The following is a 25,532-nucleotide window of genomic DNA, read 5'->3' on the forward strand; positions in this document are numbered from 1 at the left end:
TGGTGCCTAATCGCCCATAAAACCTTGTGTCGTTACGTCAGGTAGTGGGGCTTCAATAACAGGTGGTGGGACTTCAATAAAAGGCAATATGGGGTCGGGCCCAGATAACTGTCTGATATTACGGACGATAGAAGCCTGAATCACGGCTTTTGTTGCCTTAGAGCGTCATATTCGGGGGCAAAACGGTTTCTCTAAGGGTGGAGCGGTTCTCCCCGATCGTTTGGTGGCCCGTTTTCACGCGCCGTTAGCCCGAAGCAGGATCGATCTGGCGCCGTGCCTGGCGCGCGAGCCTCTTTTCTTGCTTGTCCAAGAAAAGAGGCGAAAAGAAGGACACCCCGACGCCTTGGCCCTTCGGGCCTGATCGCTGCCGCGATCTGCCTCGCGAACGGGGTATCGCGGACGGGTCGGTTCGACGCGACGTCCTGTCGCGGCGAACCTCTGGCCGGCGTCCATGCCGGCCAGACCCTGCGATTCCCCGCTCGCGAGGCAAGGCGTAAGGGGACTCGGCCTTCGATTTGAATTGTTGTGAATGTTTGAGCAGCGTGCTTGCCTTGGTACGCAGGAGGACGGCGGGGGTGCCGGCGTGCGGCACGGCGGGTAACGGAGGCTTCCCCCCCCTTGACGGCTTGTCTCACGGCCGGCGGGTGGCCGGGGTCGGAGCGACAGGGACGTCGCTCCGAGGCTCAGCGCGACACGATGTCGCGTCGAGCCGGCCCCGAAGCCAGCCGTCGGTCGTGAGGCTTCGAGGTCGGACCGCAGTCCGAGCTCGAAGGCCCGAAGGGCCAAGCCGTGGGGTGTCCTTCTTTTCGGGTGTTTTCTTGGACAAGCAAGAAAATACCCTCGCACGCCGCGCACGGCGATCGATCCGAGCCACACCACTTAACTGGCGTGCGAAACCCTCTCCGAACGGCCAGGACATTTTCCAGTATTCAGCTCCCCGTGCAGGTTCGGACCTCGCCACGTGCTTTTTCGCGAGGACTTTGCCGCTTACCGATAAACGGTATATGCTCGTGAGCATGATCAGGAGCTTTCGCTGCAGGGAGACGCAGAGGCTGTTCGAAACCGGACGATCCCGCCGCTGGTCGGATATCCGGCGCGTCATCGAGCGCAAGCTGATCCAGCTGCACGCGGCGGAGGCATTGGAAGACCTGGCCTCGCCACCGGGCAACCGGTTGGAGGCGCTGACGGGTGATCGTCTCGGGCAGCACAGCATGCGGGTCAACAGCCAATGGCGCCTGTGCTTCCGCTGGACCGACCGTGGGCCGGAAGATGTCGAGCTGGTGGATTACCACTGAACCGGGAGGAACGAACCGATGGCTATCAAGAACGGCATGCGTCCGGTCCACCCGGGCGAGATTCTTCGCGAGGACTATCTCGAGCCGATGGAGCTGAGTGCCAATGCGCTGGCCAAGGCGCTGAAGGTGCAGCCCAGCCGCATCAACGACATCGTGCTCGAGCGGCGAGGCGTGACGGCGGATACGGCACTGCGGCTGGCGCGATACTTCGGCACGACGGCGCGCTTTTGGCTGAACCTGCAGATGGAATACGAGTTGCGTCGTGCCGAGATCGAGCGCGGTGATCGGGTGGTGAGTGAGGTCGATCCTTCCGTCGCGTAAACGCGTTGAATGGCACCGCCGGTGGCCTGATGCCCCATAAAACCCTATGCGGTTACCTCCCATGACCGCGCTGTTACACTCCGGCCACTATCAGGATGTTAGCCGGAGGAAGATGATGTCCCCGCCCAACCCGACCCAAGCGGATCACCGCGTCACGCCTGCCCAGGCCGTCAACCTGAGCGGGCTTTTTTTCGAGCGCGTCGAACGTACGCCCGAGGCGATCGCGTACCGCCAGTACGATCCCGGTTGTCAGGACTGGATCGACACCACTTGGGCCGACATGGCCTACGAGGTGGGGCGCATCCAGGCGGCGATGACGCGTGACGGGCTGGCCCCCGGCGATCGCATCGCGATCATGCTGCGAAACGCCCGCGAGTGGGTGCTGTTCGACCAGGCGGCGCTGGGGCTGGGCTTGGTGACGGTGCCGCTGTACACGGACGACCGGCCGAAGAACGTGGCGAACATCATTAAGGAGACCGGGGCCAGGTTGCTGGTGGTCGACGGCCGGCGCCAGTGGCGCGGGCTGGAGGCGGTCGCCGACGGTTTCGAGACCCTCAAGCGCATCATCACGCTGGCGCCGGTCGATGCCGATGACCGCTCGAAGGACAAGCATCTGGAGTCCTTTGCCGACTGGACCTTCGGCGCGCGCGGCGAGCCGGTGCGACTGGACGCCGACGGTCAGACGCTCGCCTCGATCGTCTACACCTCCGGCACCGCCGGGCGGGCCAAGGGCGTGATGCTCACCCACAGCAACATGTTGGAAAACGCCTTCGCCTGCTCGAAGGTCGCCTCGATCACCGGGGACGACCTGTTCCTGTCCTTCCTGCCGCTGTCGCACACCCTCGAGCGTACCGGCGGCTACTACCTGCCCATGATCTGCGGCTCGACTGTGGCCTTCGCCCGCTCGGCACAGCAGCTGGGCGAGGACCTCGGCATCATCAAGCCGACCCTGCTGATCTCCGTGCCGCGTGTCTACGAGCGTGTTTACGACCGGATCGGCTCGGCGTTGAAAAAGAAGGGCACGTTCGCGCAGACGCTGTTCGAGCGCACCGTGTCGGTGGGCTCGGCCCGCTTCGAGCGGTCGCAGGGGCGCGAAGGCAGTGCGTGGAAGGCCGCCTTCTGGCCGCTGTTCGACCGGCTGGTGGCGACCAAGCTGCGCGAGCGCCTCGGTGGGCGGCTGCGTTACGCCATCTGCGGCGGGGCGCCGCTGTCGCCGGAACTGGCGCGGGTGTTCACCGGCATCGGCGTGCCGGTGCTGCAGGGCTATGGCCTGACCGAGGCGAGCCCGGTGGTGTCGGTCAACCGTCCTGGCAATAACCGCCCCGAGACCATCGGCACGACGCTCGACGGCGTCGAGGTGCGTCTCGGCGAGCACGACGAACTGCTGGTCAAGGGCGCCGGGGTGATGCAGGGCTACTGGAAGAACGACGAGGCCACCGCCGCGGCCATCGACGAGCAGGGCTGGCTGCATACCGGCGACCAGGCGGCGATCGACGCGGACGGCCACATCCGCATCACAGGTCGGCTCAAGGACATCATCGTGATGGCAAACGGCGAAAAGGTGCCGCCGGCGGCGATGGAAACGGCCATCGGGCTCGACTCGCTGATCGACCAGGTGCTGGTGCTCGGTGAGGGCGAGAACCAGTTGGTGGCATTGGTCGTGGTCGAGCCCGAGGCCTTCGTCGAGCTGATGCACGAGTTCGGCATGGATTCCGAGGACCCCGAAACGCTCACCGACCGTTTCGTCGAGCGACTGGTACTCAAGCGCGTCAATGCCCGCCTTGAGGACTTTCCCGGCTATGCGCAGATTCGCCGGGTGAAGATCCTTACCGAGCCGTGGACCATCGAGGACGGCCTGATGACGCCGACGCAGAAGCTCAAGCGACCGCTGATCGAGAAGGAACACGCCGAGGAGATCAAGGCCCTGTTCGCCTCCCGGTAAACGACCAGACCCAGTGGGAGCGGGCCTCGCCCGCGAAGGCCGCGCCAGCGGCAGTGCCGTCTGCCCGGGGGTGGTTGGCGGACACCGTCGGAGCGGCTTTAGCCGCGATCAGCCGGGACAACAGCCGGGGCACATGCGGCCTATCGCGCCTGAAGGCGCTCCTGCAGGGCTGTTCGTCGTCACACGAATCAAATAGAAAAGCCAAAGGCAAAAAAAGGAGTCCGACCGTGAATCGCATCCACAAGACCACCCTGGCGACTGCCGTGTCGCTGTCGATGGCCTTGATGGGCGGCCATGCCCAGGCCGCCGGCTTTTCGCTGATGGAGAAGAACGCGACCGACCTGGGCCAGGCGTATGCCAACCTCGCCACGGGGAACGGGCAGGCTAGTGGGATGATCGGCAACCCGGCGGCCATGACGCAGATCGATGGCACCGCCGTTTCGGGTGGTGTCGCCTACATACGGCCGTCGTTCGAGTTACAAGCAGGGGCGACGTCCGACGGGGGTGGCTCCATGGGTCTTGGGGGAGATGCGGGGGAGCCGGCGGCGATCCCTAATGCCTCCATCGTTCATCGGTTGAATGAGCGCACCCGTGTGGGGGTGGCGCTGACCGTGCCGTTTGGTCTGGCCACGGAATATGACGAGGAGTGGTTGGGGCGTTATCACGGTATCGAAAGCCGGATCGAGGTCATCGATATCAGCTCATCGATCAGTTTTGATCTCACGCCGCAGTGGACCATCGGTGGGGCCCTGAACATCCAGCGGGCCGAAGCGAAGCTGACTTCCGCGATCAATTCGACGGCCGCGACTGGAGGTTTCATGACTTTGCCTGATGGCGAGGTCGAGATCGAGGGTGATGATTGGTCCGTCGGCTACACCATCGGTGCCCTGTGGCAGCCGACCGAGCGCACTCGTGTCGGCCTGAGTTATCACTCGGGCATCGATCACCAACTCGAGGGTGATGTGGATTACACCGTACCTACGGCCCTTGCAGCCAACTCGGCGTTTGCCGACAGCCCGGCCGAGGCGGGATTGGATCTGCCGGCCAGCCTGTCTGCCAGCTTGACCCACCAATTCAGCGATACGGTAACCGGCTCGCTGGGCCTGCTCTGGACCGGTTGGTCGAGCTTCGAGGAACTCAAGGTCGAACAGAGCGGTGGCCGCGAATCCGTCACGACCGAGAACTGGGATGACACCCTGCGTGTCGCCATGGGTGGCGAGTGGGAGTTCGCCCCGCGCTGGACGCTGCGTGCCGGTGCCGCCTACGATCCCACGCCGGTGCCCAGCGCCGCATTCCGCACCACGCGCCTGCCGGATGCCGATCGTGTCTGGGGCTCGATCGGTCTGGGTTATGCCTTCAACCAGCGCTGGTCGGTGGATGTCGGCTACACCCATATCTGGCTGAACGATAGCTCCATCGACAACACCACGGAATCGAGCATTCCGGATACGTTGCAGGGGCGGTACGAGGCCGAGGTCGATATCCTCGGCCTGCAGGTCAACGCGCGATTCTAAGGGCGGTCGGCAGGCGATCTCCGAGCGAACTGCTGGGAGGACGCCTGTCGCATTCAGCGCTATGATCTAGGCTATAGGGAAGCGCCGTCCAATGGCCGTCGCCATTGGCAAGCACCGCAACACCGCAGATGGGTGCCTGGCGGCCCGCCCTACGGGGCTTGCCGGCTTGCCCACCCTCTTTGTTGCCGCTTCTCGCCGGGCAATGAGCCCGCCGTCAAAGCGGCGCCTCGATGGTGAACAAGCCGGTAAGCCAGAGGCATTGGCGATTCGTGCAAACCTTCCCTAGCGACGCCGGGCGTTCCGGCTCGTCTTCTTACCCCGAAATTGAGGTGACCGATGCAGGTAGACCATCACGATCTGGCACATGAATTCCCGGAATTTAAAGACCGGATTCACGAGCTCAAGACCAGCGACACTCATTTCCATAAGCAGTTCGAGCGTTACGACGAACTGACCAAGGAAGTCGAGCGGCTGGAGAAGCAGGACGAGCCGGTCACCGACGAGCACATGGAAGATCTCAAGAAGCAGCGCCTGGCGCTGAAAGATGAGCTCTACGGCATGCTCAAGGGCTGATCGCCTCGATCGATGCCAGTGCCGAAGGGCCCGCCTGGTTCAGGTGGGCCCTTTTGCTTGTCAGTCGTCAGTGCACGAGGAGAGCCGCCATGAAGGTAATCAAGGCCGGCACGGTCTATTTCCTGTGGGTGTTCGCCGCCGGGTTCGCGCTCGGCGTGGTGCGGGAGCTGTGGCTGGCCCCGTGGCTGGGCACACGGGCCGCCGAACTGGCCGAGATGCCGGTGATGCTGCTGGTGGTCGTGCTGTCCGCCCATTGGACGCTGCGCCGGTTCGCGCTGCCCGCGACAATGCCGACACGGTTGGCGACCGGCATGCTGGCCGTGGGTTGGTTGCTGCTCGCTGAGATCGCGCTGGTGCTCGGCCTGCGCGGCCTGACGCTGGCGGAGTACCTGGGCGGACGTGACCCGGTGGCCGGCACCGCGTACGCGCTCAGCCTGCTCCTGATGGCCGCCATGCCGTGGTTGCTGGGTCGAGCTGGGCGGCAATGATCCCCTGTAGGAGCGGCTTTAGCCGCGAAGGGCAGGTATCGGCCCTGGACTATTGCGTGGGCTATCGCGGCTGAAGCCGCTCCTACGGAGATTCTCTCCCGTTGTCTGCCGAAACCGCGGCGATACGGCAATCAAGGAACGGCCGGAGCGGGTTATGGACTGGGCGGGACGATCAACGCCCCGGAGGCATCGACCACCGCCGGGCTTGTCTGGGCGGCGGCGCGGTCGAAGTCGATCGAGCCCTTGACCAGCCAATCGATCGCGAGCGGGTAGATGCGGTGCTCGACGCCATGGATGCGCTGCTTGAGCGACTCGACGTCGTCTTTATCGAAGATTTCGAGGCGGCCCTGCACGATCGGCGGGCCGGCATCCACGGTCGGGGTGACGAAGTGTACGGTCGCGCCGTGGACACGGTCGCCGGTTTCCAGTGCCCGGGCGTGGGTGTTCATGCCCGGGTACTTCGGCAGCAGCGAGGGATGGATGTTGATCAGGCGACCCTGGAAGCGGTCGACGAAGTCATCGGTGAGAATGCGCATGAAGCCGGCCATGACGATCCAGTCGGGCCGTGCCGCGTCGATGGCCTCGGCCATGGCGGCGTCGAAGGACTCGCGGTCGGCAAAGTCCTTGTGGTCGATCAGCCGGCTGGGGATGCCGTGCGTCCGGGCGCGTTCGAGCGCGTAGGCGCCGGGGCGGTTGACCACCAGCAGGACGATCTCGGCGTCCAGCCGGCCGTTCTCGCAGGCATCGATGATTGCCTGGAAATTCGAGCCGTTGCCGGAGGCCAGGACGACCAGCCGGGCTTTGTCCCTGGCCACCATCAGCGGTAGATGACGGGCTCGCCGTTACCCCGCTCGACGATCTCGCCGATCATCCAGGCGTTCTCGCCGGCCGCCTGCATCGCACCGATGGCCGCCTCGGCCTGGTCGGCGGCGACGATCACCACCATGCCGACCCCGTTGTTGAAGGTGCGGCGCATCTCGCCGATCTCGACGTTGCCCTGCTCGGCCAGCCAGTCGAACACCGCCGGGCGCTGCCAGCTCGACCAGTCGATGGCCGCGGCCAGGTGATCCGGGTAGACGCGTGGCAGGTTCTCGGTCAGCCCGCCGCCGGTGATGTGGCTCATCGCGTGGATGTCGACCTGCTCGGCCAGAGCCTGCACAGCTTTCGCATAAATACGGGTCGGGGCGAGCAGTTGCTCGCTCAGTTGCTTGCCCTCGGTGGTGTTCCAGTCGGGCTGGGCGCGCTCGATGATCTTGCGGATCAGCGAGTAGCCGTTGGCGTGCGGGCCGGAGGCGGGCAGGGCGATCAGCTTGTCGCCGGCGGCCACCTTGCTGCCGTCGATCAACTGGTCCTTTTCCACCGCGCCGACAGCGAAGCCGGCGAGATCGTAGTCGCCTTCCTCGTACATTGACGGCATCTCGGCGGTCTCGCCGCCGATCAGGGCGCAGCCGGCCTGCTCGCAGCCATTGGCAATGCCCTCGACCACCTGGGCGGCGACGTCGACGTCGAGCCGGCCGGTGGCGTAGTAGTCGAGGAAGAACAGCGGCTCGGCGCCGGTGACCAGGATGTCGTTGACGCACATGGCGACCAGGTCGATGCCGATGGCGTCATGCTTGCCCAGATCGATCGCCAGGCGCAGCTTGGTGCCGACCCCGTCGGTGCCCGAGACCAGTACCGGTTGCTTGAATTTGCTGGTATCCAGAGCGAACAGGCCGCCGAAGCCGCCCAGGCCGCCCATGACCTCGGGGCGCTGGGTGCGCTTGACCGCCGGCTTGATGCGTTCGACCAGGCTGTTGCCGGCATCGATGTCGACGCCCGCGTCGCGGTAGGTGAGGGGGGTGTTTTCCGAAGGAATTTCCTGGGTCATGGCGGTAGGCTGAACGCTTGGTTTGAGATGGCGCGTAGTCTACATCAATCTCGGCATCCGGCGCCCCCTTCGGTGGGTGTCGCAAGGGCGCGAATCGCATTGAATGGAGCGGCAATGAAAACCATCTATCGGGCAGCGGACATCCTCGAGGCGCATATCGTCTGCGGCATGCTGAATGCCGAGGGCATCGAAGCCGAGGTGGCCGGTTTCTATCAGCAGGGCGCGGTGGGCCAGCTGGCGCCGCAGGATTTCGCGCGGGTGATGCTGATCGACGAGCGGGACGAGGAGCGGGCCGAGCGCCTGATTGCCGACTACGAACAGCGTGACCCCGACCCACCCGGTCAACGCGAGCAGTCGAGCGAGGAGGGGGCGCCGGATGTGGAAGAGTCGTCACGGCTGGCCTGGTGGCTAGTGATTGCCGCCTTGGTAGTGCTGGTGGTGAGCTGGGGAATGTCGTGAGGTAAACGCGAATGGATGGGGAATGAGAACCGTTACTATATTAACAAGTTAGCGTTATCTAAATGATTTTCCTGCCGGGGGAAAGCGCGCTACAGTCGGGATGTTGTCAATCCATCCAAGGGAGAGGAAACATGACGGATAAGCAATCACAGGAGTACGACCTGCCGATGGATCGATCGCGCCGGCGCTTCGTGGGTGGGGCGCTGGCCTCGGCCGTGATCCCGCTGATGGCGATCGCCCCGGCGCAGGCGCAGGAACTCGAGCAGTTGTCCGAGGACGACCCCATGGCCAAGTCGCTCGACTACAAGCACGAGGCCGGCGAGGTCGAACACCCGTCGCACAAGGGCGGTCAGACCTGCGAGAACTGCGCGCTCTACAAGGCCGATGCGGCCGGCGACGGTTGGGGCGGTTGCGCGATTTTCCGCGGTAAGGCGGTCAAGGGCAGCGGCTGGTGCAGTTCCTACGTCAAGGGGTGAGCCAGAAAGACTGAGCCCGGCGGCCCGGATCGTCTGATCTGGCCGCACAACGAGAAAACGGCCCGGGATGTCCGGGCCGTTTTTTTGTGTCTGCTGAAATCGTGACGGGATTCGCGCCAGAGGCGTGGCTTACTTGCCCTGGCCCCAGGAGTCACGCAGTGTCACGGCCCGGTTGAACACCGGGCGCTGACCCGGCACGTGCTCCTTCTGGTCGGCGACGAAGTAGCCGTGGCGCTCGAACTGGTAGATCGATTCGGGCTCGGCATTCGCGGCGCGTGCCTCGATATAGACGCTCAGGGTATGGATCGAGTCGGGGTTGAGGTCGTCGAGGAAGTCGCGCTCGACGTCCGGATCGTCACCCTCTCGGCGCGCGCCCGGCGCCGGGACATGGAACAGGCGGTCGTACTGTCGGAGCTCGGTCTCGACGGCGTCACGCGCGGACAGCCAGTGGATGTTGCCCTTGACCTTGCGCGCATCGGAGCCCGGCGTGCCGGACTTGGTGTCCGGGTCATACTCGGCGTAGACGCAGGTGACGTTGCCGTCGTCGTCCAGGTCGTGGCCGACGTGCTTGATGATAAAGCCGTAGCGCAGGCGCACCTCGCCGTCGGGCTTGAGGCGGAAGTACTTCTTGGGCGGATCGAGGGCGAAGTCGCCGCGCTCGATCCACAGCTCGCGGGTGAGTGCGACCTCGCGCTTGCCCCAGTCGGGCTTCTGCGGGTGGTTGGGGGCCTGGCAGGTCTCCTCGTGGTCCTCGGGAAAGTTCACCAGCACCAGTTTGAGCGGGTCGAGCACGCCGATGCGGCGCTCGGCGGACTCGTTGAGCGTCTCGCGCATGCAGTCCTCGAGCACGCCGAAGTCGATCAGGCTGTCGGACTTGGACACGCCGATGCGGTCGGTGAACAGCTTGAACCCCGCCGGGGTAAAGCCGCGTCGACGCGCGCCCTTGAGCGTGGGCATGCGCGGGTCGTCCCAGTCGTCGACATGACCGCCCTCGACCAGCTGGATCAATTTCCGCTTGGAGAGCGGCATGTAGGTGAGGTTCAGCCGCGAAAATTCGATTTGCTGCGGCAGCGGGCGCTCGAAGAAGCCCAGGTCCGCAAGCTTGTCGATGAACCAGTCGTACAGTGGACGATGGTCCTCGAATTCCAGCGTGCACAGCGAGTGGGTGACCCCCTCGATGGCATCCGACACGCAGTGGGCGTAGTCGTACATCGGGTAGATCGGCCAGTCGTCGCCGGTGCGGTGGTGGTGCGCGTGGCGGATGCGGTAGATCGCCGGGTCGCGCATGTTGAGGTTCGCCGCGGCCATGTCGATCTTCGCCCGCAGGATGTGCTCGCCATCCTTGAACTCGCCGTCACGCATGCGGGTAAACAGATCGAGGTTCTCCTCGATCGAGCGATCCCGATAGGGACTGTCGGTGCCCGGTTCGGTCAACGTGCCGCGGTTGGCGCGCATTTGCTCGGCCGACTGGGAATCGACGTAGGCCAGCCCGGCCTTCACCAGCGCGACCGCGCCCAGGTAGAGCGTCTCGAAGTAGTCGGAGGCGAAGTGCTCGTGCGCGGGGTCTCGAAAGCCCAGCCACTCGATGTCCTCGCGGATGGCATCAACGTAGGCCTGCTCTTCCTTGACCGGGTTGGTGTCGTCGAAGCGCAGGTGGCAGATGCCGTCGTAGTCCCGCGCCAGGCCAAAGTTGAGAAAGATGCTCTTGGCATGCCCGAAGTGCAGGTAGCCGTTGGGCTCTGGCGGGAAGCGCGTGGTCACCTTGCCGCCGTAGGCGCCCTTCTCCTGGTCGGCGTCGATGCGGTTGCGGATGAAGTGGCTGATCGGCTCGTTGGATTCGGACATGCTGGCTCGATGGGTCTCGGCGAAGTGAAGCGACCATTGTACGAAAAATCGGCAGGCTCGCCGCCCCTTGGTCACGATTGATACGGGGCTGTGATTGGGCGGGGCGCGATTGACGCCGAGTCGGGCAGGGCGCCCGACGGTTGATGATCAGCCAGTCCAGCGATCGATGGTCGCCTCGCGGCGGCGCTTGCCGCGTGTCGGGGCCCCTTCCTTGATCTGGCCGATATTGATCAACCCGATCAGGCGCTCGTTCTCGGCCAGACCCAGGGGGCGCATGACGTTCTCGTCGTAGACCCGCATGCCGGTTAGCCAGACGGCGCCGAAGCCCAACGCCTGGGCGGCGAGAAGCACTTGATGGGTGGCGATGCCGGCGGACAACAGTTGTTCGGTCTCGGGGATCTTGGCGTGGTCCGCTTCTTCACGGGCGATCGCGGCAATAATCATCGGCGCACGCTGTGCCCGGAGCCGTTCGCGCTCCAGGGTTTCCTCCTTGGCGTCGGGGTCTTTCTGGCGCATCGCCTCGACGAAGATCTCGCCCAGACGATCGAGGGCCGGGCCGTCGATCACCAGGAAACGCCACGGGTGCAGCCCGCCATGATCCGGGGCGCTTTCGGCGGCCTGCAGGATGCGCTGGAGCGTGTCGTCGTCGGGCGCCGGCCCGGTCAGGCCGGTGGGCGGGGTGGAGTGGCGATGGATCAGGGCGTCCACCAGGTCACGGTGTTCGGTCATGTCTGCGGGATCTCGATGTAAGGTTGGACAGTTTTCGTTCATAATGGCGGGCTGCGACCAACCTGATTGGTCATCGAACGGGCCACTTATGTTGAACCATTAGAAACGGCACTTGGCCCGAAGGGGGCGTTTTCTTGGCGCGAGCTCGGTTTTCGTCGATAATCACGCCCCATTTCAACCTGCTAGAGGATTTATGGCAAAAGAAGATTACATTGAGATGCAGGGCGTGGTGACCGACACCCTGCCGAACACCATGTTCCGAGTCGAGCTGGAAAACGGCCATGTGGTGACCGCCCACATCTCCGGTCGCATGCGCAAGAACTACATCCGCATCCTGACCGGCGACAAGGTCACGGTGCAGCTGACTCCCTACGACTTGACCAAGGGTCGCATCTCCTTCCGCTCCCGCTGATCCCGCGTCGGCTCTGCCGGTCGCCACCGATCCCGACGGACGATCTCACCCGGCCGCGCCTTGCGTGAGCCGGGCGTGCGCGTTTGTGCCTGCCGAAACGATCGAACCAAGAAAACGGCGCCCTCGTTGGGGCGCCGTTGGTCGTTGGCCGGTCCGCTTGCCTGACGTCAGGCCGTGGATGACTCCTCGGCAAGGGATTCGGCGGCGGGCGTGGCGATCAGGGCGGGTTCGTCCTCGTCCATGGTGAAACGCGCCTTGCCGCCGTCGGCGAGATCGCCGAACAGCATCTGCTCGGCCAGTGGCCGCTTGAGCTTGTCCTGGATCAGGCGACCCATCGGGCGGGCGCCGAGCACCACGTCGTAGCCTTCCTCACCGAGCCAGTGGCGTACCTCGTCGTCGACTTGCAGGGTGACGTGGTTCGCCTCGAGCTGCTGCTCGAGCTCCAGCAGTAGCTTGTCGACCACGTTGGCGATCTGCCGGGTGCCGAGCGAGCGAAACTGGATGATCGCGTCCAGCCGGTTGCGGAATTCCGGCGTGAAGCCGCGCTTGATCGCCTCCATCCCGGATGAGCCGATGTCCTGCGCGACGAAGCCCATGCTGTTCTTGGCCATTTCCTCGGCGCCCATGTTCGAGGTCATGATCAGGATGACGTGACGAAAATCGATGCTGCGACCGTTGGTGTCGGTCAGCGAGCCGTTGTCCATCACCTGCAGCAGCACGTTGAACACGTCCGGGTGTGCCTTCTCGATCTCGTCGAGCAGCAGCACGCAGTGCGGGTTCTTGTGGATCTTCTCGGTGAGCAGGCCGCCTTCGTCGAAGCCGACATAACCCGGCGGGGCGCCGATCAGCCGCGAGACGCTGTGGCGCTCCATGTACTCGGACATGTCGAAGCGCACCGACTCGATGCCCAGCAGCCGCGCGAGCTGCTTGGCGACCTCGGTCTTGCCCACGCCGGTGGGTCCGGCGAACAGGTACGAGCCGATCGGCTTGTTGTCCGGTCGCAGGCCCGAGCGCGCCAGGCGGATCGCGGTGGTGATCTGCGCGATCGCCTCGTCCTGGCCGAAGACCACCATCTTGAGGTTTCGATCGAGGTTGCGCAGCACCTCGCGATCCGAGGTGGAGACGCTGCGTTCCGGGATGCGCGCCATCCGGGCGACCACGCGCTCGATGTCGCTGGCGGTGATGCGGTTGTCCTCGGGCCGCGGGTGGAGCAGGCGATACTGCGCACCGACCTCGTCGATCACGTCGATCGCCTTGTCCGGCAGGTGGCGGTCGTTGATGTGGCGCGTCGAGAGCTTCACCGCCGCCTCGATCGCCTCGTCGGTATAAACGACGTGGTGGTGCTTCTCGTAGCCCTCGCGCAGCCCGTGGATGATGTCGATGGTCTCGTCCTGGGTGGGCTCGGGCACGTCAATCTTCTGGAAGCGACGCGTCAGCGCGGCGTCCTTCTCGAAGATGCTGCGGTATTCCTGGTGCGTGGTCGACCCGATACAACGCAACTCACCCGAGGCCAGCGCCGGCTTGATCAGGTTGGAGGCATCCATCGAGCCGCCGGAGGCCGAGCCCGCACCGATCAGGGTGTGGATCTCGTCGATGAACAAGATCGCATCGGGCACCGAGCGGACCTTCTTCAACACGATCTTGAGGCGCTTCTCGAAGTCACCGCGGTACTTGGTGCCGGCGACCAGCGCACCGAGGTCGAGCGCGTAGATGGTGGCCTCGGACAACGCCTCGGGCACCTCGCCGTCGACGATCTTGCGCGCCAGGCCCTCGGCGATGGCGGTCTTGCCCACGCCGGCCTCACCGACCAGCAGCGGGTTGTTCTTGCGGCGGCGGGAAAGGACCTGCTGGACGCGCTCGAGTTCGGCGCTGCGGCCGATCAACGGGTCGATCTTGCCTTCGGCGGCCTGCTTGTTGAGGTTGATGGCGAAGTTCTCGAAGGCGTTCTCGTCGGCCGGCTGCTCGTCGGCGTCCTCGACGTCGGCCTGGTTGATCTCGGGCTCTTCGTCATCAACGCCCTCGTCGTCGGCCTCGGGGCCGTGCGAGATGAAATTGATCACGTCGAGACGCGTCACGCCGGCCTTGTGCAACAGGTGCACGGCGTGGGCGTCCTGTTCGCCGAAGATCGCGGCGAGCACGTGCGCGCCGGAGACTTCGCTGCGCTGGGCGGCCTGCACCTGCATCACTGCCCGTTGGAGCACGCGCTGGAAGCCCAGCGTCGGCTGGGTTTCACGCGGGTCGTTCTCCGGGATGCGCGGGGTGGTGCGACGGATGTGCGCCTCGAGGTCCATGGCGAGCTGCGAGATATTGGCGTTGCAGCCCTCCAGCACCATGCGCGCGTCGGGGTCTTCGAGCAGCGTGTGCAGCAGGCTCTCGAGGGTAACGAATTCGTAGTTCTGGCGCCGGGCGCGATCGAACACGCGGCTCAGAGTGGTTTCGAGGGATTTGCTCAGCACCGATCCTCTCCTCCGGTCTGGTGAGGGAACCCGTCAACGGTTCCCTGGGGTGGCCTGGCATCGGTTGATAGCCGGGCCGTTGCCCATGACCCGATGATACGCCGGATTGCGACGTTGCCAACGGGGTGAGGAAATTTAGGAACCTCTGCGTTCCTACTTCGCACAGAGGTTCGATGTGGGTCTACTCGGCGCGTTCCATCACGCACATCAACGGGTATTCGTGTTCTCGGGCGATCTGGTTCACCTGGCCGACGCGGGTCTCGGCGATCTCGCGCGTGAATTCACCGCAGACCCCCCGCCCATAATGGTGCACTTCCAGCATGACGGCGTTGGCCTGATCGAATGTCATGCCGAACAGCTGTATCAGGATCTGCACCACGAAATCCATGGGGGTGAAGTCATCATTCAACAAGAGCACCCGGTACATGGGGGGCTCGTCGCTGACCGCCTGCTCCGAGGCTTCCTCGGTCTCCAGCGGGCGGTAGGTGGTCTGCGGGCCGGCGTTGATACCGGCAGTAAACGGTATGCGGGTGTGGCGGGTGTCAGTCATGTCCACAGTCTAACCCGAGCGAGCCCTGGTCCTCAGGGCAGCATCATTGGCTGCGCCGGCTCGCTTTTCACGCCGGTGAGGGCCGAGCCGAATTCCTGGGCGGTCGCGCCCAGCAGTTGCTCGAGGCGATTGCTGCGTGGGGTCAGGTCGACCTGGTGCTCGACGCCGATGCGATCTCGAATCACGCCACGCACGCTGTCGAGGCCGTCGATCAGGCCATTTTCCACGGCGGTTTCGCCGGTGTAGAAGAGCCCCGAGAAGATTGCCTCGTCGTCAGCCAGCCGGTCGCCGCGGCCCGTCTTGACCGCCTCGATGAACTGTTCGTGGATCTCGTCGAGTACGCCCTTGAGGTACATGGTTTCCTCGGGATCGGTCGGGCTGAACGGGTCGCCGATCGCCTTGTTCTCGCCGGCGGTGAGCAGTCGACGTTCGATACCGAGCTTCTCCATCGCATCGACGAAACCGAAGCTGTCCATGCGCACGCCGATCGATCCCACGATCGAGGAGGGGTTGGCGTAGATCTCGTCGGTCGCGGCGGCGATGAAGTAGCCGCCCGAGGCCGCCATGTCCTCGGCCACCGCGTAGATCGGCTTGTCCGGGTACTCCTCCTTGAGTTCGCGGATGGCATTGAAGATCGCGCTGGACTGCACCGGGCTGCCGCCGGGGGTGTTCAGGCGCAGCACGATGCCCTTGACGTTGTCTTCCTCGAACGCCTTTTCCAGCTGCGGGATCACGCGGCGGGCCTCGGTGGTTTCGCCCGCAGCGATCAGGCCGGTGATGTCGATCACGGCCGCGGTGGGCTTGGATAGGCCAGGTGCTTTTCGGTCACCGGCGGTGAACAGCAGGGTGATCAGGGTTAACGACCAGACCACCAGGGCGACGGAAACAAAACGGAAAAACACCTTCCAGCGCCGTGCGCGGCGTTGCTCGACCAGCCCATGACGAGCCATGTCGAGCAGGGCATCACGCGCCCAGTCCGGTGAGGCCTCGCCCTTTTCGCGACGAGGCGGTTTTTCCTCGTTGCGCGGTTCGCCGGGGTGGTAGTCCGGGCCACCGGGCGGTTCGATGCGCACGTCGTCTGGCGGGATGTTCTGGCTCATGGAGATCTTGCCTGCGTTGTCGTCCTAAGGCGGTCGCCCGAAGTGATGGTGAGATCCTATCGTACGGGCGGCTCACCGATATCGTGAGGTGTGTCGGATCAGCCGGCGCCCCCGACGACCGAATCAGACGGCGGGAGGGGTGCCGGGTTCCCGGGGGGCGCTCGGTTTCGCGATGGGTTGATTGCCCTGCTCCTGTCCCTGCCCGTCGTGCAGTCGGGCCAGCCGCTCGATCAACCAATCCGGGCGTGCTGCGGCCAAACGCTCGCGCGGGTGCGCGCCATGGGTGATACCGATGGCGTGCGTGCCGGCGTTGCGCGCCATCAGCAGGTCGAAGTCGGTGTCGCCCACCATCCAGGTCTCGGTCGGGCCGCTGCCCGTGTAATCGAGTATGCCGTCGAGCATCTCCGGGTGGGGCTTCGAGCGCGTTTCTTCGGCAGTGAGCGTGTGGTGAAAGTAGTCCGCCGTTCCCGTCTGCGCAAGGGCGCGATCGAGCCCGCGGCGCGACTTGCCGGTGGCCACGGCCAGCAGGCAACCGGTTTCCGCCAGCGCATCGAGCAGCGCCTGGGCTTCCGGATAGAGTGCGACCGGCTCCTCGTTGGCGAAGTAGCAGCGGTGATAGGCCTGGGCGAGCGCCTCGCGGAAGCGATCCTCGGCCTCGGGGAACAGTTCGGTGATGGCGTTGGCCAGCGACAGACCGATGATGCCGCGTATCGCCTCGTCGGGCAGCGGCGGGTGGTCCACCGACACCAGCGCTTCCTGGAAGGCGATGACGATCCGCCCGGTGGAGTCGGCCAGCGTGCCGTCCCAGTCGAACACGACCAGTCGGGGCGGGACGACCAGGTGTGCTGGGCGGATCAGGAGTCTGCTGATGTCGGTCATGAAGGGGGTTATCGGGGCGGCTGGTGGTTTTTCAAGGTGAGCCCGGCGTTATCCAGCAACGGCTGCCAATAATCCGGCGGGTTGCTGGTAATAGTCAGTCGGCCGCCGTGGGTCGGGTGGGTGAGGGTGAGTCGATAGGCGTGCAGCATCAGGTCGGGGCGGCGGCGTGCCAGGGGCCGGTCGAGAGTGCGCTCGCCATACTTGCTGTCACCGACGATCGGATGGCCCGCATGCCGGCAGTGCACGCGGATCTGATGGGTGCGTCCGGTATGCAGCGTCGCCGCCATCAGGCTGACCGCCGGACCGCGATGGCTGGTGCCGAGGCGTTCGAAGTCGGTGCGGGCGGACTTCCCCAAACGGGTATCGACGACCACCCGGTGGGCGCGCCCATCGCCCTGGTCTTTGCGCAGCGGGGCGGTGATGGTCTGGTGAACGTCGCGCCAGTGGCCGTGGCAGAGGGCCAGGTAGCGTTTCTTCGCCGCGCCCTCGGGGCGGAACTGCTCCTGCAGGGCGAGCAGTGTCTCGCGGGACTTGGCCACCACGATCAGGCCGCTGGTTTCGCGGTCGATGCGGTGGGCCAGTTCCAGTGTCGCGCCGTCGCCGCGGGCGGCGCGAAGGAGCTCGATCAGGCCGAAGTCGAAACCACTGCCGGCATGCGCGGCCAGCCCGGCCGGCTTGTCGATCACCAGCAGCGCCTCATCCTCGTGGCGGACCAGCGTCTCGATTCGTTCCAGCCAGCCGGCGGGAATGCGGGCGGCAGGACGTGCCACCTCGGGGTCGCCGCGCAGATCGCGCACCGGCGGGATGCGCACGATGTCGCCGTCGCGCAGGCGCTGCATCGGCTTGGCGCGCTTCTTGTTGACCCGCACCTGTCCCTTGCGGATCAGGCGGTAGACCAGCGCTCGCGGCTGCTTGTCGTGCTGGGCGCCCAGCTCGCGCAGCAGGAAGTTGTCGAGGCGCTGACCGTCACTGCGCGCGTCGACGGTTTCGAGGCGGACGCGCGGGCGTTCGGCGGGGGCTTGTTCGGCGGCGGCTTGGCGGTTCTCGGCTGTCATCGGCTCGTGTTTACTCTCGGCGCAATTGAGACCGTGCGCTGGCGGGGTTGTGATAGTATCAGCGCACTGTGGCGAAAGTCAGGTGGTGTGGCACGTGCCGACCACCCGCGGCAGCCAGCGAGCGCTCGGGTTCTTTAGTCAAGCCGGCGACTCATGCCAGCCCATCCCGTTTGCCCACGATGCGGCCTCGCCAACACCATTGGCTCGGTCTCGACGGGCACGACCAGCCTCGGGCTGCCGCCCGCTCACAGTTGTCAAGAACGATCAACGGTTGTTACGTCCTGTACTCAATGCGCCTTTTCCGGTTCCTCTCCCTGCCGCTCGCCGTCCTGTACCGCCTCGTCGCGGTCGGACGGCAGGCGTCGTGTTCGCGTTTCTGCGCGGCTCGGCGACTGGCGGGATGGTCGGCAAACGCGCGTCGGGGCGTTCCTCTGAACTCAAGTCACCTGTCGCGCGCGGCCCTTTGCCAGCCGCGGCTTGTGCAGAAACGTCGAGAATTTTTCCATGAAACGAATGCTGATCAACGCAACGCACTCCGAGGAGATCCGCGTTGCGCTCGTAGACGGGCAACGTCTCTATGACATTGACATAGAGACCCCGTCCCGGGAGCAAAAGAAGGCCAACATCTACAAGGCGACCATCACGCGCATCGAGCCCAGTCTCGAGGCCGTTTTCGTCAATTACGGCGCCAATCGCCACGGTTTCCTGCCCTTCAAGGAGATCTCGCCCGAGTACTTCGACCCCAAGGCGGTCGACGACAAGGGGCGTCCGATCATCAAGGACGCGCTCAAGGAAGGTCAGGAACTGATCGTCCAGGTCGAGAAGGAAGAGCGTGGCAACAAGGGCGCGGCCCTGACCACGCTGGTCAGCCTGGCCGGGCGCTACCTGGTGGTCATGCCCAACAATCCCAAGGCCGGTGGCGTCTCGCGCCGCATCGAAGGCGATGATCGCGCCGAGATCAAGGCCGCACTGGCGCAACTGAACGTGCCGGCAGGCATGGGTCTGATCGTGCGTACCGCCGGTGTTGGTCGTGACGTCGAGGAACTCCAATGGGACCTCGACTACCTCGTCCAGGTCTGGAGCGCGATCCACGAGGCGGCCGAGGGCCGTCAGGGCCCCTTCCTGATCTACCAGGAAAGCAACCTCATCATCCGGGCGCTGCGCGATTACATGCGCAACGACATCGGCGAGATCCTGATTGACGAGCCGACCATCTATCAGCAGGCGATGGATTTCGTTCGGATGGTCACGCCCAAGGTCGCCGACAAGATCAAGCTCTACGACGATCCCACGCCGCTGTTCTCCCGGTATCAGATCGAATCGCAGATCGAGTCGGCCTACCAGCGCAACGTCACGCTGCTCTCGGGGGGCGAGCTGGTATTCGACGTCGCCGAGGCGATGACCGCGGTCGATATCAACTCCGGGCGCAATACCAAGGGCCAGGACATCGAGGACACCGCCTTCAATACCAACCTGGAGGCGGCCGAGGAAATCGCGCGGCAACTGCGCCTGCGGGACCTGGGCGGGTTGATCGTGATCGATTTCATCGACATGGGCTCCTCCAAGCACCAGCGCGAGGTGGAAAACCGCCTGCGCGATTCGCTCAAGTATGACCGCGCCCGGGTGCAGACCAGCCGCATCTCACGTTTCGGTCTGCTGGAAATGTCACGTCAGCGCCTGCGTGCCTCGCTGGAGGAATCCAGTCAGCACATGTGCCCGCGCTGCAACGGGCAGGGCGTGATCCGCTCGGTCGAGTCGCTGTCGCTGGCGATCCTGCGTCTGCTGGTCGACGAGGCGATGAAGGACAACACCGGACGCGTCATCGCGCAGGTGCCGATTGATGTGGCCACCTACCTGCTCAACGAGAAGCGTGACCAGATCAACGAAATCGAGCAGGCCAACAGCGTCGACCTGTTGTTGATCCCGAATATCAATCTCGAGACCCCGCACTACGAGATCGAGCGTGTGCGGGCCGACGACAACGAGGCACAGGCCCGTGACGTCCAGCAGATGATCGAGCCGCTGAGCGTCGAGACCCCGTCGCCCGAGCCGCGTCATCGTCTGGCCGAGAAGGCCGCGGTCCAGACCATTCCGCGGGCGGCCCAGCCGGCCTCGGAAAAGCCGGAAAAGGCCGCCGAGCCCGCTGCAGCGGCTCCGACGGCGTCGGCTGCTCCGGCCGCCCCGGCCGCCGAGAGCGCGCCGCTGCGCCCGATCGCCAATGGGGCGGTTTCCTTGCTGCGTCGCGTCGTGGGTCAGCTCTTTGGTGCTCGTGCCGACGAGGACGAAGGGGCCGAACCTGCCTCGCGCAAGGGCAAGGACTCTGGCAAGGGTAGCGAGAAGTCCGGTGACCGCTCTGGTCGCAAGGCCGACGGTCGTCGCAAGTCCGGCAGTGACAAGGCCGAGAAAGCCAAGTCCGCTCGTGACGAGTCCCAGGACAAGGGGCAGGATAAGGACAAGGATGCCGGTCAGGGCAAAGGCAAATCGGGTAACCGACGTCGTCGCGGTCGTGGTCGTCGCGGCGGCAGCGGCGGCAACCCGGCTCAGCAGGATGCCGGCCAGAAGCCCGAGCAGAAGAACGAGCAGCCGGCCGAGACCAAGGCCGAGCCTAGCCGCGGCAAGTCGCCGACCGACGGCGAGAGCAAGAAGGACGGTGGCCAATCCGGTCGTGGCGGTTCGGGTGGCTCCGGCGGCAAGGGCCGTAGCCGCGGTGATCGTGGGCCGAAGAGCGAGCCGCGTACTCCGCCGCCGCTGGGCGAGCGCGAGCGTCAGTTGGTCGACCAGCAACTGGCCGCGCCGATCAGCGAAGGCAAGAGCCTGCCGCTCGACGTCTCCAAGAAAAGGGGCATGGCCGAGGAGCTGCCCCCCAACGCGGCCGTGCGACTGGAGGCCAGTGATCGGTTGGTCAAGGCGACTGATGCCAAGACCACCAAGGTGGCCGCCGCACCCAAGGCGGCCTCCGGCAGCGCAGCCTCAGCAGTGACCGCCCAGGTGACCGCCCAGGACGTGACCGATTCCGGCGCATCGAGTCAGGCGCAAGGGAACGCCCCTGAAGTGACCTCTGATGCCGGGCGGTCACAAGGCGAGGCCCCGGTTGAGACACCGAAGGCTACCGAGTCGATGCCGACTCGTGAGGAGTCGGTGGACATCGAGGCCAACCCGGCGACCGATACCGAGCAGTCGGTAACGGCGAGTGCCGCATACGCCAAAGCCGATGCCGGGCCGGCATCCACTGGGTCGTCCGTGATGGCCGAGCCTACGTCGTCAGACTCTGCGGCCGATCAACCGGCGGAAAAGACGCCGGTGACCGAGTCCAAGGCGGCCGAAGCGCAAGCGCCCGACGTCGCCGAGCAGGAGACCGGTGCCGAATCGCCCAGCGACGAGGAAAAGCGCGAACGCTGATTTGGTCGCCATTACGTCGCACACAAGAACGCCCCGCTTAATCTAAGCGGGGCGTTTTCTTTTGCGGCATCCCTGCCGGTGTGGCGGGGACGCGTCTTGGAGGAAATCTCCGCTTGTCAGGTTTACCCTAAGTGACGGCGCCGAATGTCCTCGAGCAGATTGCCGGCGGCCGCCTCGACCATGTCGAGGACTTGCTCGAAGCCATTGCCGCCGCCGTAATACGGGTCCGGCACTTCGTCGAGGCCATAGTCCGGCGCGTAGCTCATGAACAGGTGGGGCTTGTCACGCAGCGCCTCGTCGGCGAGCGATTGCAGGATCTCGAGGTTGGCCAAGTCCATGGCGAGCACGTAGTCGTATTCGGCGATGTCCTCGGGACGCACCTGGCGAGCCGTGAGGTGATCCATACGGTACTGGCGGGTCATCGCGGCCCGCATGGCGCGTTCATCGGGCGGATTGCCGACGTGGTAGGCGTGGGTGCCCGCCGAATCGATGCGGATGCGATCGGCCAGATCGGCCTGCTCGACCAGTCGCTCGAACACGGCGTGGGCGGTGGGCGAACGGCAGATGTTGCCCATGCACACGAACAAGACGCTCGGGGCCTTGGTCTCCGTCATGTCGTACCTCGTCGGTTGTAGGGGTGGGGCGGGCAGATGAAATGGGCTGCCCGGTCGATTGGCGGTAATGTAACCAAAATCCCGTGGCCTTGCTCGGTGGGGACGGAAATCTCCCCGATGCTTCGCCTTCGCATCGACGAGGATTCGGCGGTTTGTCGTGATCGGCGCAAATCCCGGTGACAGGGTGTTGACAGCCTCCGTCGTGCCGGTACAATGCGCGCATTCCTCAGGTACGAGGGGCCATAGCTCAGCTGGGAGAGCGCCTGCGTGGCACGCAGGAGGTCGGCGGTTCGATCCCGCCTGGCTCCACCAAATATCAGAAAAATCCCGGGTTCGCGGTGGCGACCCGGGATTTTTTGTTCTGGCCGGTATGCCCAGTTTCTCAGTTGAAGTTGATCGAGCGACTGACCTGGCCATTGGCGGGGACCTGCAGGGTCAAATCGCGGTCATGTCCCTGGTAGCGGGCCGTGGCGGTGTAGCGGCCGGCCGGCAGGTCGATGTAGATCATCGGCCCGTCCGTGGTGGCCTCGAATCGTGTCTCACCGTCGGGCGTGCGGATGGATACGTCCACTGACGAGACGAACGCGCCGCGCGCGCCCTTCGAGAACTGCAGTACCACTGGGTAGGACGAGCCGTGCTCCTCCAGCCAGGCGCGCTCTCCGGTGCCAAGCCCGCCGGTCAGGTAGCGAATCCCCTGGTGCTCACGCACCTCAATAGTGCTTTCGGCCATTTCGTTGGGGCTGGCCGGTTGGCGCTGCTCTTCAGTGACGGGCTCCCACCCGGGTTGGTTCCAGGGCTCGTCATCGACCGCCCAGGCGGTCTGTGCGATCAGTGGCAGCGTCAAGGCGAGCCCCAAGGTCAGGATTGTTCTCGGCATGGTTACATCTCCTCGTTTTCGGTTTGATCAATGTGCGGCGCTTGCATCGGTGATCTAGGTTAGTCACATGACAACCCCGACAAGTTTCCTCGAACCCGCCGCATCGACTCCTTGGTACGCCGTGAACGATGGCGTGATGGGCGGTGTGTCCGCCGGTGCGTTCCATGTCGACAACGGGATCGGCGTTTTCAGTGGTGAGCTATCGCTGGAGCATGGCGGCGGGTTCGCCTCCGTGCGTCGGGCGTTACCGCCAGGCGCGCTGGCCGATAGCGTTGGGATTGCGATCCGGTTTCGTGGTGACGGGCGTCGCTATCAGTGTCGGGTGGGTACGGGCGAAACGACACCCGGGATTTCCTACGCCGCCGGTTTCGATACGATTGCCGGCCAATGGCTGGAGGTCAGCCTGCCCTGGGCGGAGTTCGAGGCAGTGCGCCGCGGGCACGCCGTGCCCGACGCGCCGCGCTTGTCGCCGGATCGGATCGATCGGCTGGGTTTTCTGCTGGCGGACCATCGGGCCGGGCCGTTTCGCTTGGAGATCGCCTCGATCCGGGCGGCGTGAGGCGGCGCGTTTCCGGTTCCCGCGCGGCGGTTTCCCACCGTCGGTGTGCGTTCCATTGCCATCCAGGGCGCGTCCCCTGAACGATCGGAAACGGTTTCCCCTCCAATCGTGACAACGGCTGATGTTCGGCATCAGTCGGTCGAGTCGGCCCTTTCGACATCGACGACAACACCGCCCAATCTCAAGGAGCCTATGCAGCGACGACGAGTCCACCAACGCGTCACCCTGGTCATCCAGGTGATCATGCTGGCCGAGCTGGCATTCGCCCTATGGGAAGGGTTGTGGCTGACCTCCGTGATGACGGTACTCATCCTGATGCTGACCGTGGCGCCGGTACTGATGTTCAAACGCTTCGAGGTGTTCATTCCCTCGGAGCTCAAGCTTCTGGCGACGCTGTTTATCTTCGCCGCGTTGTTTCTGGGCGAAGTGCAGGGTTACTACACCCGTTTCTGGTGGTGGGATCTGGTGCTGCACGCCGCCTCGGGCTTCCTGCTGGGCATCGTCGGCTTTTTGCTGGTCTACATCCTCAACGAAAAGCACAACATCCGCTTTCACATGACGCCGGGGTTCGTGGCGCTGTTCGCCTTCATGTTCGCGCTGGGGATCGGTGCCCTGTGGGAGATCTTCGAGTTCTCGATGGACCAGGGGTTTGGCACCAACATGCAGAAACCGATGCTCGGCGATCCCTCCGGGCTGACCGACACCATGTGGGACCTGATCGTGGATGCCGTCGGGGGCGGCGTGATCGCGGTGTTGGGTTACGGGTATTTGAAAGTGGCCGCCGGGCGGTCGTTCCTCGAACAGTGGATTGCCTCGTTCCTGGAGGCCAATCCGCGGCTGTTCAACCGGCGCTGAGTCGCCTTGCCGTAATCAGAGCCGCCTCGCGCCATTTTCTTCAATGCGACGGTCCCGGCGGGCTCCAGAGGCGAGGGGAGGGCCGGCAGGTCGATGGCCTTCATCTCCCCTTTCAGGGACGGCAGGTTCCAGCTTCCCCGCGAAGGACCCGTGTGCGCCCTCACGCGCGGGCACGGGCATGCCGGCTCCGAGTTGCCAGTTACCTGATGTCGGTGGGTGCAGACTTCAGCTAAGCAAGGTGAACCTTGAGCGTTACCGGGACGTGTCGGATCCTCACTGGACCCGGTCAAGCCGTGCCGCCCGTTTGGCCTCGGTCAGCACGAACTCGGAGAAGGCCCGCGCGGCCGGGCTAAGGCGCTTGCCCTCGCGCTGGACGAGGTACCACTCTCGCATCAGCGGGAACCCCTGCACGTCGAGCACGCACAACTCCCCGGAGGCCAGTTCCGATTGGACGATGTGCAGGGAGACCACCCCCAGGCCGAGGCCGGCCTCCACGGCCTGCTTGATGGCCTCGTTCTTGTTCATCTCCATGGCGACCTTGAGCTCGAGACCGTGCTCGGCAAAGACCTTCTCCACCGCCCCGCGCGTGCCCGAGCCCGGCTCGCGCCCGACCAGCGGCTCGTCGGCCAGACGGGCGAGGGCAATGTTGCGGATCTTGGCAAACGGGTGGCTCGGGGAGGCGATGACGACCAGCGGGTTTTCCATGAACGGCTCGGCGATCAGGCCCAGCCCTTCCGGGGGGCGGCCCATGAGCGCCAGGTCGACGCTGTTGTCGGTCAGGTGCTGGAGTAGCGTTGCCCGATTGACGACGTTCAGGCTGATGCGTACCTCGGGGTTAACCTGCCGGAACAGGGCCATCAGCCGCGCCGCGAAGTAGCTTGCGGTGCTCGCCACGGAGACCTTCAGGGTCCCGCCTTTCAGCCCCTGCAGGTCGGCGAGTGTGTGCTCCAGGTTGTCGAGCTCCCGGCCGATGGCATGGCTGGTCGCCAGGGTTTCCCTGCCCGCCTCGGTCAGATGGATCTTCTTGCCGACGTGCTCGAACAGGGGCAGGCCCAGGGATTCCTCCAGTTGCTTGATCTGCATGGAGACCGCCGGCTGGGTGAGGTGGACGTCCTTGCTGGCACGGGAAAAGCTGCCGTGACGGGCAACGGCCTCAAGGATTTCGAGTTGGCGCAGGGTTAGTCTGATCATAAGAAAAATTGATTATCAGATATAGTTTGATGTCTGATTATAAACTCTGAATTTTATTTATAAACCCCACCGATTA

The 25,532-nt window shown here is 64.8% G+C and carries 24 protein-coding genes and 1 tRNA gene; 13 read left to right on the plus strand and 12 right to left on the minus strand.

Going from position 1 to position 25,532, the window contains the following annotated elements; translation table 11 throughout:
* The first annotated feature begins 1,016 nt into the window (after window positions 1–1,016).
* The 6 genes from ABGV18_RS10350 (at window position 1,017) to ABGV18_RS10375 (ending at window position 6,133) form a co-directional block, all read left to right on the plus strand.
* Window positions 1,017–1,295 carry a type II toxin-antitoxin system RelE/ParE family toxin gene (locus ABGV18_RS10350; protein ID WP_396585991.1) on the plus strand — a complete coding sequence of 93 codons (279 nt, stop codon included), beginning with the start codon at window positions 1,017–1,019 and terminating at the stop codon, window positions 1,293–1,295.
* A gap of 36 nt (window positions 1,296–1,331) precedes the next feature.
* Window positions 1,332–1,616: a HigA family addiction module antitoxin gene (locus ABGV18_RS10355; RefSeq protein WP_396585992.1), complete on the plus strand. Its 285-nt coding sequence runs from the start codon at window positions 1,332–1,334 to the stop codon at window positions 1,614–1,616.
* Window positions 1,617–1,731: 115 nt separating this feature from the next.
* Entirely contained in the window at window positions 1,732–3,558 is a 1,827-nt protein-coding gene (locus ABGV18_RS10360; RefSeq protein ID WP_396585993.1) for an AMP-binding protein, read from the plus strand.
* Between the two features lie 227 nt (window positions 3,559–3,785).
* Window positions 3,786–5,072, plus strand: a complete 1,287-nt coding sequence (locus tag ABGV18_RS10365) for an outer membrane protein transport protein (protein ID WP_396585970.1) — start codon at window positions 3,786–3,788, stop codon at window positions 5,070–5,072.
* A 336-nt stretch (window positions 5,073–5,408) separates the two neighbouring features.
* Entirely contained in the window at window positions 5,409–5,645 is a 237-nt protein-coding gene (locus ABGV18_RS10370) for a YdcH family protein (RefSeq protein ID WP_396585971.1), read from the plus strand.
* An 89-nt stretch (window positions 5,646–5,734) separates the two neighbouring features.
* Window positions 5,735–6,133: a hypothetical protein gene (locus ABGV18_RS10375; RefSeq protein ID WP_396585972.1), complete on the plus strand. Its 399-nt coding sequence runs from the start codon at window positions 5,735–5,737 to the stop codon at window positions 6,131–6,133.
* 152 nt (window positions 6,134–6,285) lie between these two features.
* On the opposite strand, the gene purN is transcribed toward ABGV18_RS10375, so the two are convergent.
* Both purN and purM read right to left on the minus strand, forming a co-directional pair.
* Window positions 6,286–6,951 (minus strand): phosphoribosylglycinamide formyltransferase, encoded by a 666-nt coding sequence (purN, locus tag ABGV18_RS10380; RefSeq protein WP_396585973.1) that lies wholly within the window; start codon window positions 6,949–6,951, stop codon window positions 6,286–6,288.
* Window positions 6,951–8,000 (minus strand): phosphoribosylformylglycinamidine cyclo-ligase, encoded by a 1,050-nt coding sequence (purM, locus tag ABGV18_RS10385; protein ID WP_396585974.1) that lies wholly within the window; start codon window positions 7,998–8,000, stop codon window positions 6,951–6,953. The genes purN and purM overlap by 1 nt, the downstream gene beginning before the upstream one ends.
* Window positions 8,001–8,114: 114 nt before the next feature.
* Here purM and ABGV18_RS10390 point away from each other — a divergent pair, with 114 nt between their 5' ends.
* Window positions 8,115–8,459: a putative signal transducing protein gene (locus ABGV18_RS10390; protein WP_396585975.1), complete on the plus strand. Its 345-nt coding sequence runs from the start codon at window positions 8,115–8,117 to the stop codon at window positions 8,457–8,459.
* A 131-nt stretch (window positions 8,460–8,590) separates the two neighbouring features.
* Window positions 8,591–8,935 (plus strand): high-potential iron-sulfur protein, encoded by a 345-nt coding sequence (locus ABGV18_RS10395; protein WP_396585976.1) that lies wholly within the window; start codon window positions 8,591–8,593, stop codon window positions 8,933–8,935.
* A 129-nt stretch (window positions 8,936–9,064) separates the two neighbouring features.
* Here ABGV18_RS10395 and ABGV18_RS10400 read toward each other — a convergent pair whose 3' ends face one another.
* Together ABGV18_RS10400 and ABGV18_RS10405 are read right to left on the minus strand one after the other, a co-directional pair.
* Window positions 9,065–10,780 (minus strand): glutamine--tRNA ligase/YqeY domain fusion protein, encoded by a 1,716-nt coding sequence (locus tag ABGV18_RS10400; RefSeq protein WP_396585977.1) that lies wholly within the window; start codon window positions 10,778–10,780, stop codon window positions 9,065–9,067.
* 147 nt (window positions 10,781–10,927) lie between these two features.
* Window positions 10,928–11,509 (minus strand): nitroreductase family protein, encoded by a 582-nt coding sequence (locus ABGV18_RS10405; RefSeq protein ID WP_396585978.1) that lies wholly within the window; start codon window positions 11,507–11,509, stop codon window positions 10,928–10,930.
* A gap of 193 nt (window positions 11,510–11,702) precedes the next feature.
* Here ABGV18_RS10405 and infA point away from each other — a divergent pair, with 193 nt between their 5' ends.
* A complete protein-coding gene (gene infA, locus ABGV18_RS10410; RefSeq protein ID WP_396585979.1) occupies window positions 11,703–11,921 on the plus strand; it encodes a translation initiation factor IF-1 in 219 nt (72 codons plus the stop codon).
* 167 nt (window positions 11,922–12,088) lie between these two features.
* Here infA and clpA read toward each other — a convergent pair whose 3' ends face one another.
* From clpA to ABGV18_RS10435, 5 genes are all read right to left on the minus strand, one after another.
* Window positions 12,089–14,377 carry an ATP-dependent Clp protease ATP-binding subunit ClpA gene (clpA, locus tag ABGV18_RS10415; RefSeq protein ID WP_396585980.1) on the minus strand — a complete coding sequence of 763 codons (2,289 nt, stop codon included), beginning with the start codon at window positions 14,375–14,377 and terminating at the stop codon, window positions 12,089–12,091.
* A 181-nt stretch (window positions 14,378–14,558) separates the two neighbouring features.
* Window positions 14,559–14,927, minus strand: coding sequence for an ATP-dependent Clp protease adapter ClpS (gene clpS, locus ABGV18_RS10420; protein WP_396585981.1), 369 nt, complete (start codon window positions 14,925–14,927; stop codon window positions 14,559–14,561).
* Between the two features lie 32 nt (window positions 14,928–14,959).
* Window positions 14,960–16,027 (minus strand): S49 family peptidase, encoded by a 1,068-nt coding sequence (locus ABGV18_RS10425; protein WP_396585982.1) that lies wholly within the window; start codon window positions 16,025–16,027, stop codon window positions 14,960–14,962.
* A 123-nt stretch (window positions 16,028–16,150) separates the two neighbouring features.
* On the minus strand, window positions 16,151–16,906 hold the full coding sequence (locus tag ABGV18_RS10430; protein ID WP_396585983.1) for an HAD-IA family hydrolase: 756 nt from the start codon (window positions 16,904–16,906) through the stop codon (window positions 16,151–16,153).
* Window positions 16,907–16,914: 8 nt separating this feature from the next.
* Window positions 16,915–17,961, minus strand: a complete 1,047-nt coding sequence (locus ABGV18_RS10435) for an RluA family pseudouridine synthase (protein ID WP_396585984.1) — start codon at window positions 17,959–17,961, stop codon at window positions 16,915–16,917.
* Between the two features lie 504 nt (window positions 17,962–18,465).
* On the opposite strand from ABGV18_RS10435, the gene ABGV18_RS10440 reads away from it, so the two are divergent.
* The gene (locus ABGV18_RS10440; RefSeq protein ID WP_396585985.1) at window positions 18,466–21,360 is read left to right on the plus strand and encodes an Rne/Rng family ribonuclease; all 2,895 of its coding nucleotides are present in this window, start codon (window positions 18,466–18,468) and stop codon (window positions 21,358–21,360) included.
* 122 nt (window positions 21,361–21,482) lie between these two features.
* Here ABGV18_RS10440 and ABGV18_RS10445 read toward each other — a convergent pair whose 3' ends face one another.
* Window positions 21,483–21,974: an arsenate reductase/protein-tyrosine-phosphatase family protein gene (locus tag ABGV18_RS10445; protein ID WP_396585986.1), complete on the minus strand. Its 492-nt coding sequence runs from the start codon at window positions 21,972–21,974 to the stop codon at window positions 21,483–21,485.
* Window positions 21,975–22,210: 236 nt separating this feature from the next.
* Here ABGV18_RS10445 and ABGV18_RS10450 point away from each other — a divergent pair.
* A tRNA-Ala gene (locus ABGV18_RS10450) sits at window positions 22,211–22,286 on the plus strand.
* Between the two features lie 70 nt (window positions 22,287–22,356).
* Here ABGV18_RS10450 and ABGV18_RS10455 read toward each other — a convergent pair.
* Window positions 22,357–22,851, minus strand: a complete 495-nt coding sequence (locus tag ABGV18_RS10455; protein WP_396585987.1) for a hypothetical protein — start codon at window positions 22,849–22,851, stop codon at window positions 22,357–22,359.
* A gap of 67 nt (window positions 22,852–22,918) precedes the next feature.
* Between ABGV18_RS10455 and ABGV18_RS10460 the strand changes: the two genes are divergently transcribed.
* Window positions 22,919–23,410 carry a CIA30 family protein gene (locus ABGV18_RS10460; RefSeq protein WP_396585988.1) on the plus strand — a complete coding sequence of 164 codons (492 nt, stop codon included), beginning with the start codon at window positions 22,919–22,921 and terminating at the stop codon, window positions 23,408–23,410.
* Between the two features lie 192 nt (window positions 23,411–23,602).
* Window positions 23,603–24,265, plus strand: coding sequence for a hypothetical protein (locus ABGV18_RS10465; protein ID WP_396585989.1), 663 nt, complete (start codon window positions 23,603–23,605; stop codon window positions 24,263–24,265).
* 273 nt (window positions 24,266–24,538) lie between these two features.
* Here ABGV18_RS10465 and ABGV18_RS10470 read toward each other — a convergent pair whose 3' ends face one another.
* Window positions 24,539–25,456, minus strand: a complete 918-nt coding sequence (locus tag ABGV18_RS10470) for a LysR substrate-binding domain-containing protein (RefSeq protein WP_396585990.1) — start codon at window positions 25,454–25,456, stop codon at window positions 24,539–24,541.
* Window positions 25,457–25,532: the final 76 nt, after the last annotated feature.

This window comes from Guyparkeria halopsychrophila (genome assembly GCF_044582135.1).
GTDB lineage: Bacteria > Pseudomonadota > Gammaproteobacteria > Halothiobacillales > Halothiobacillaceae > Guyparkeria.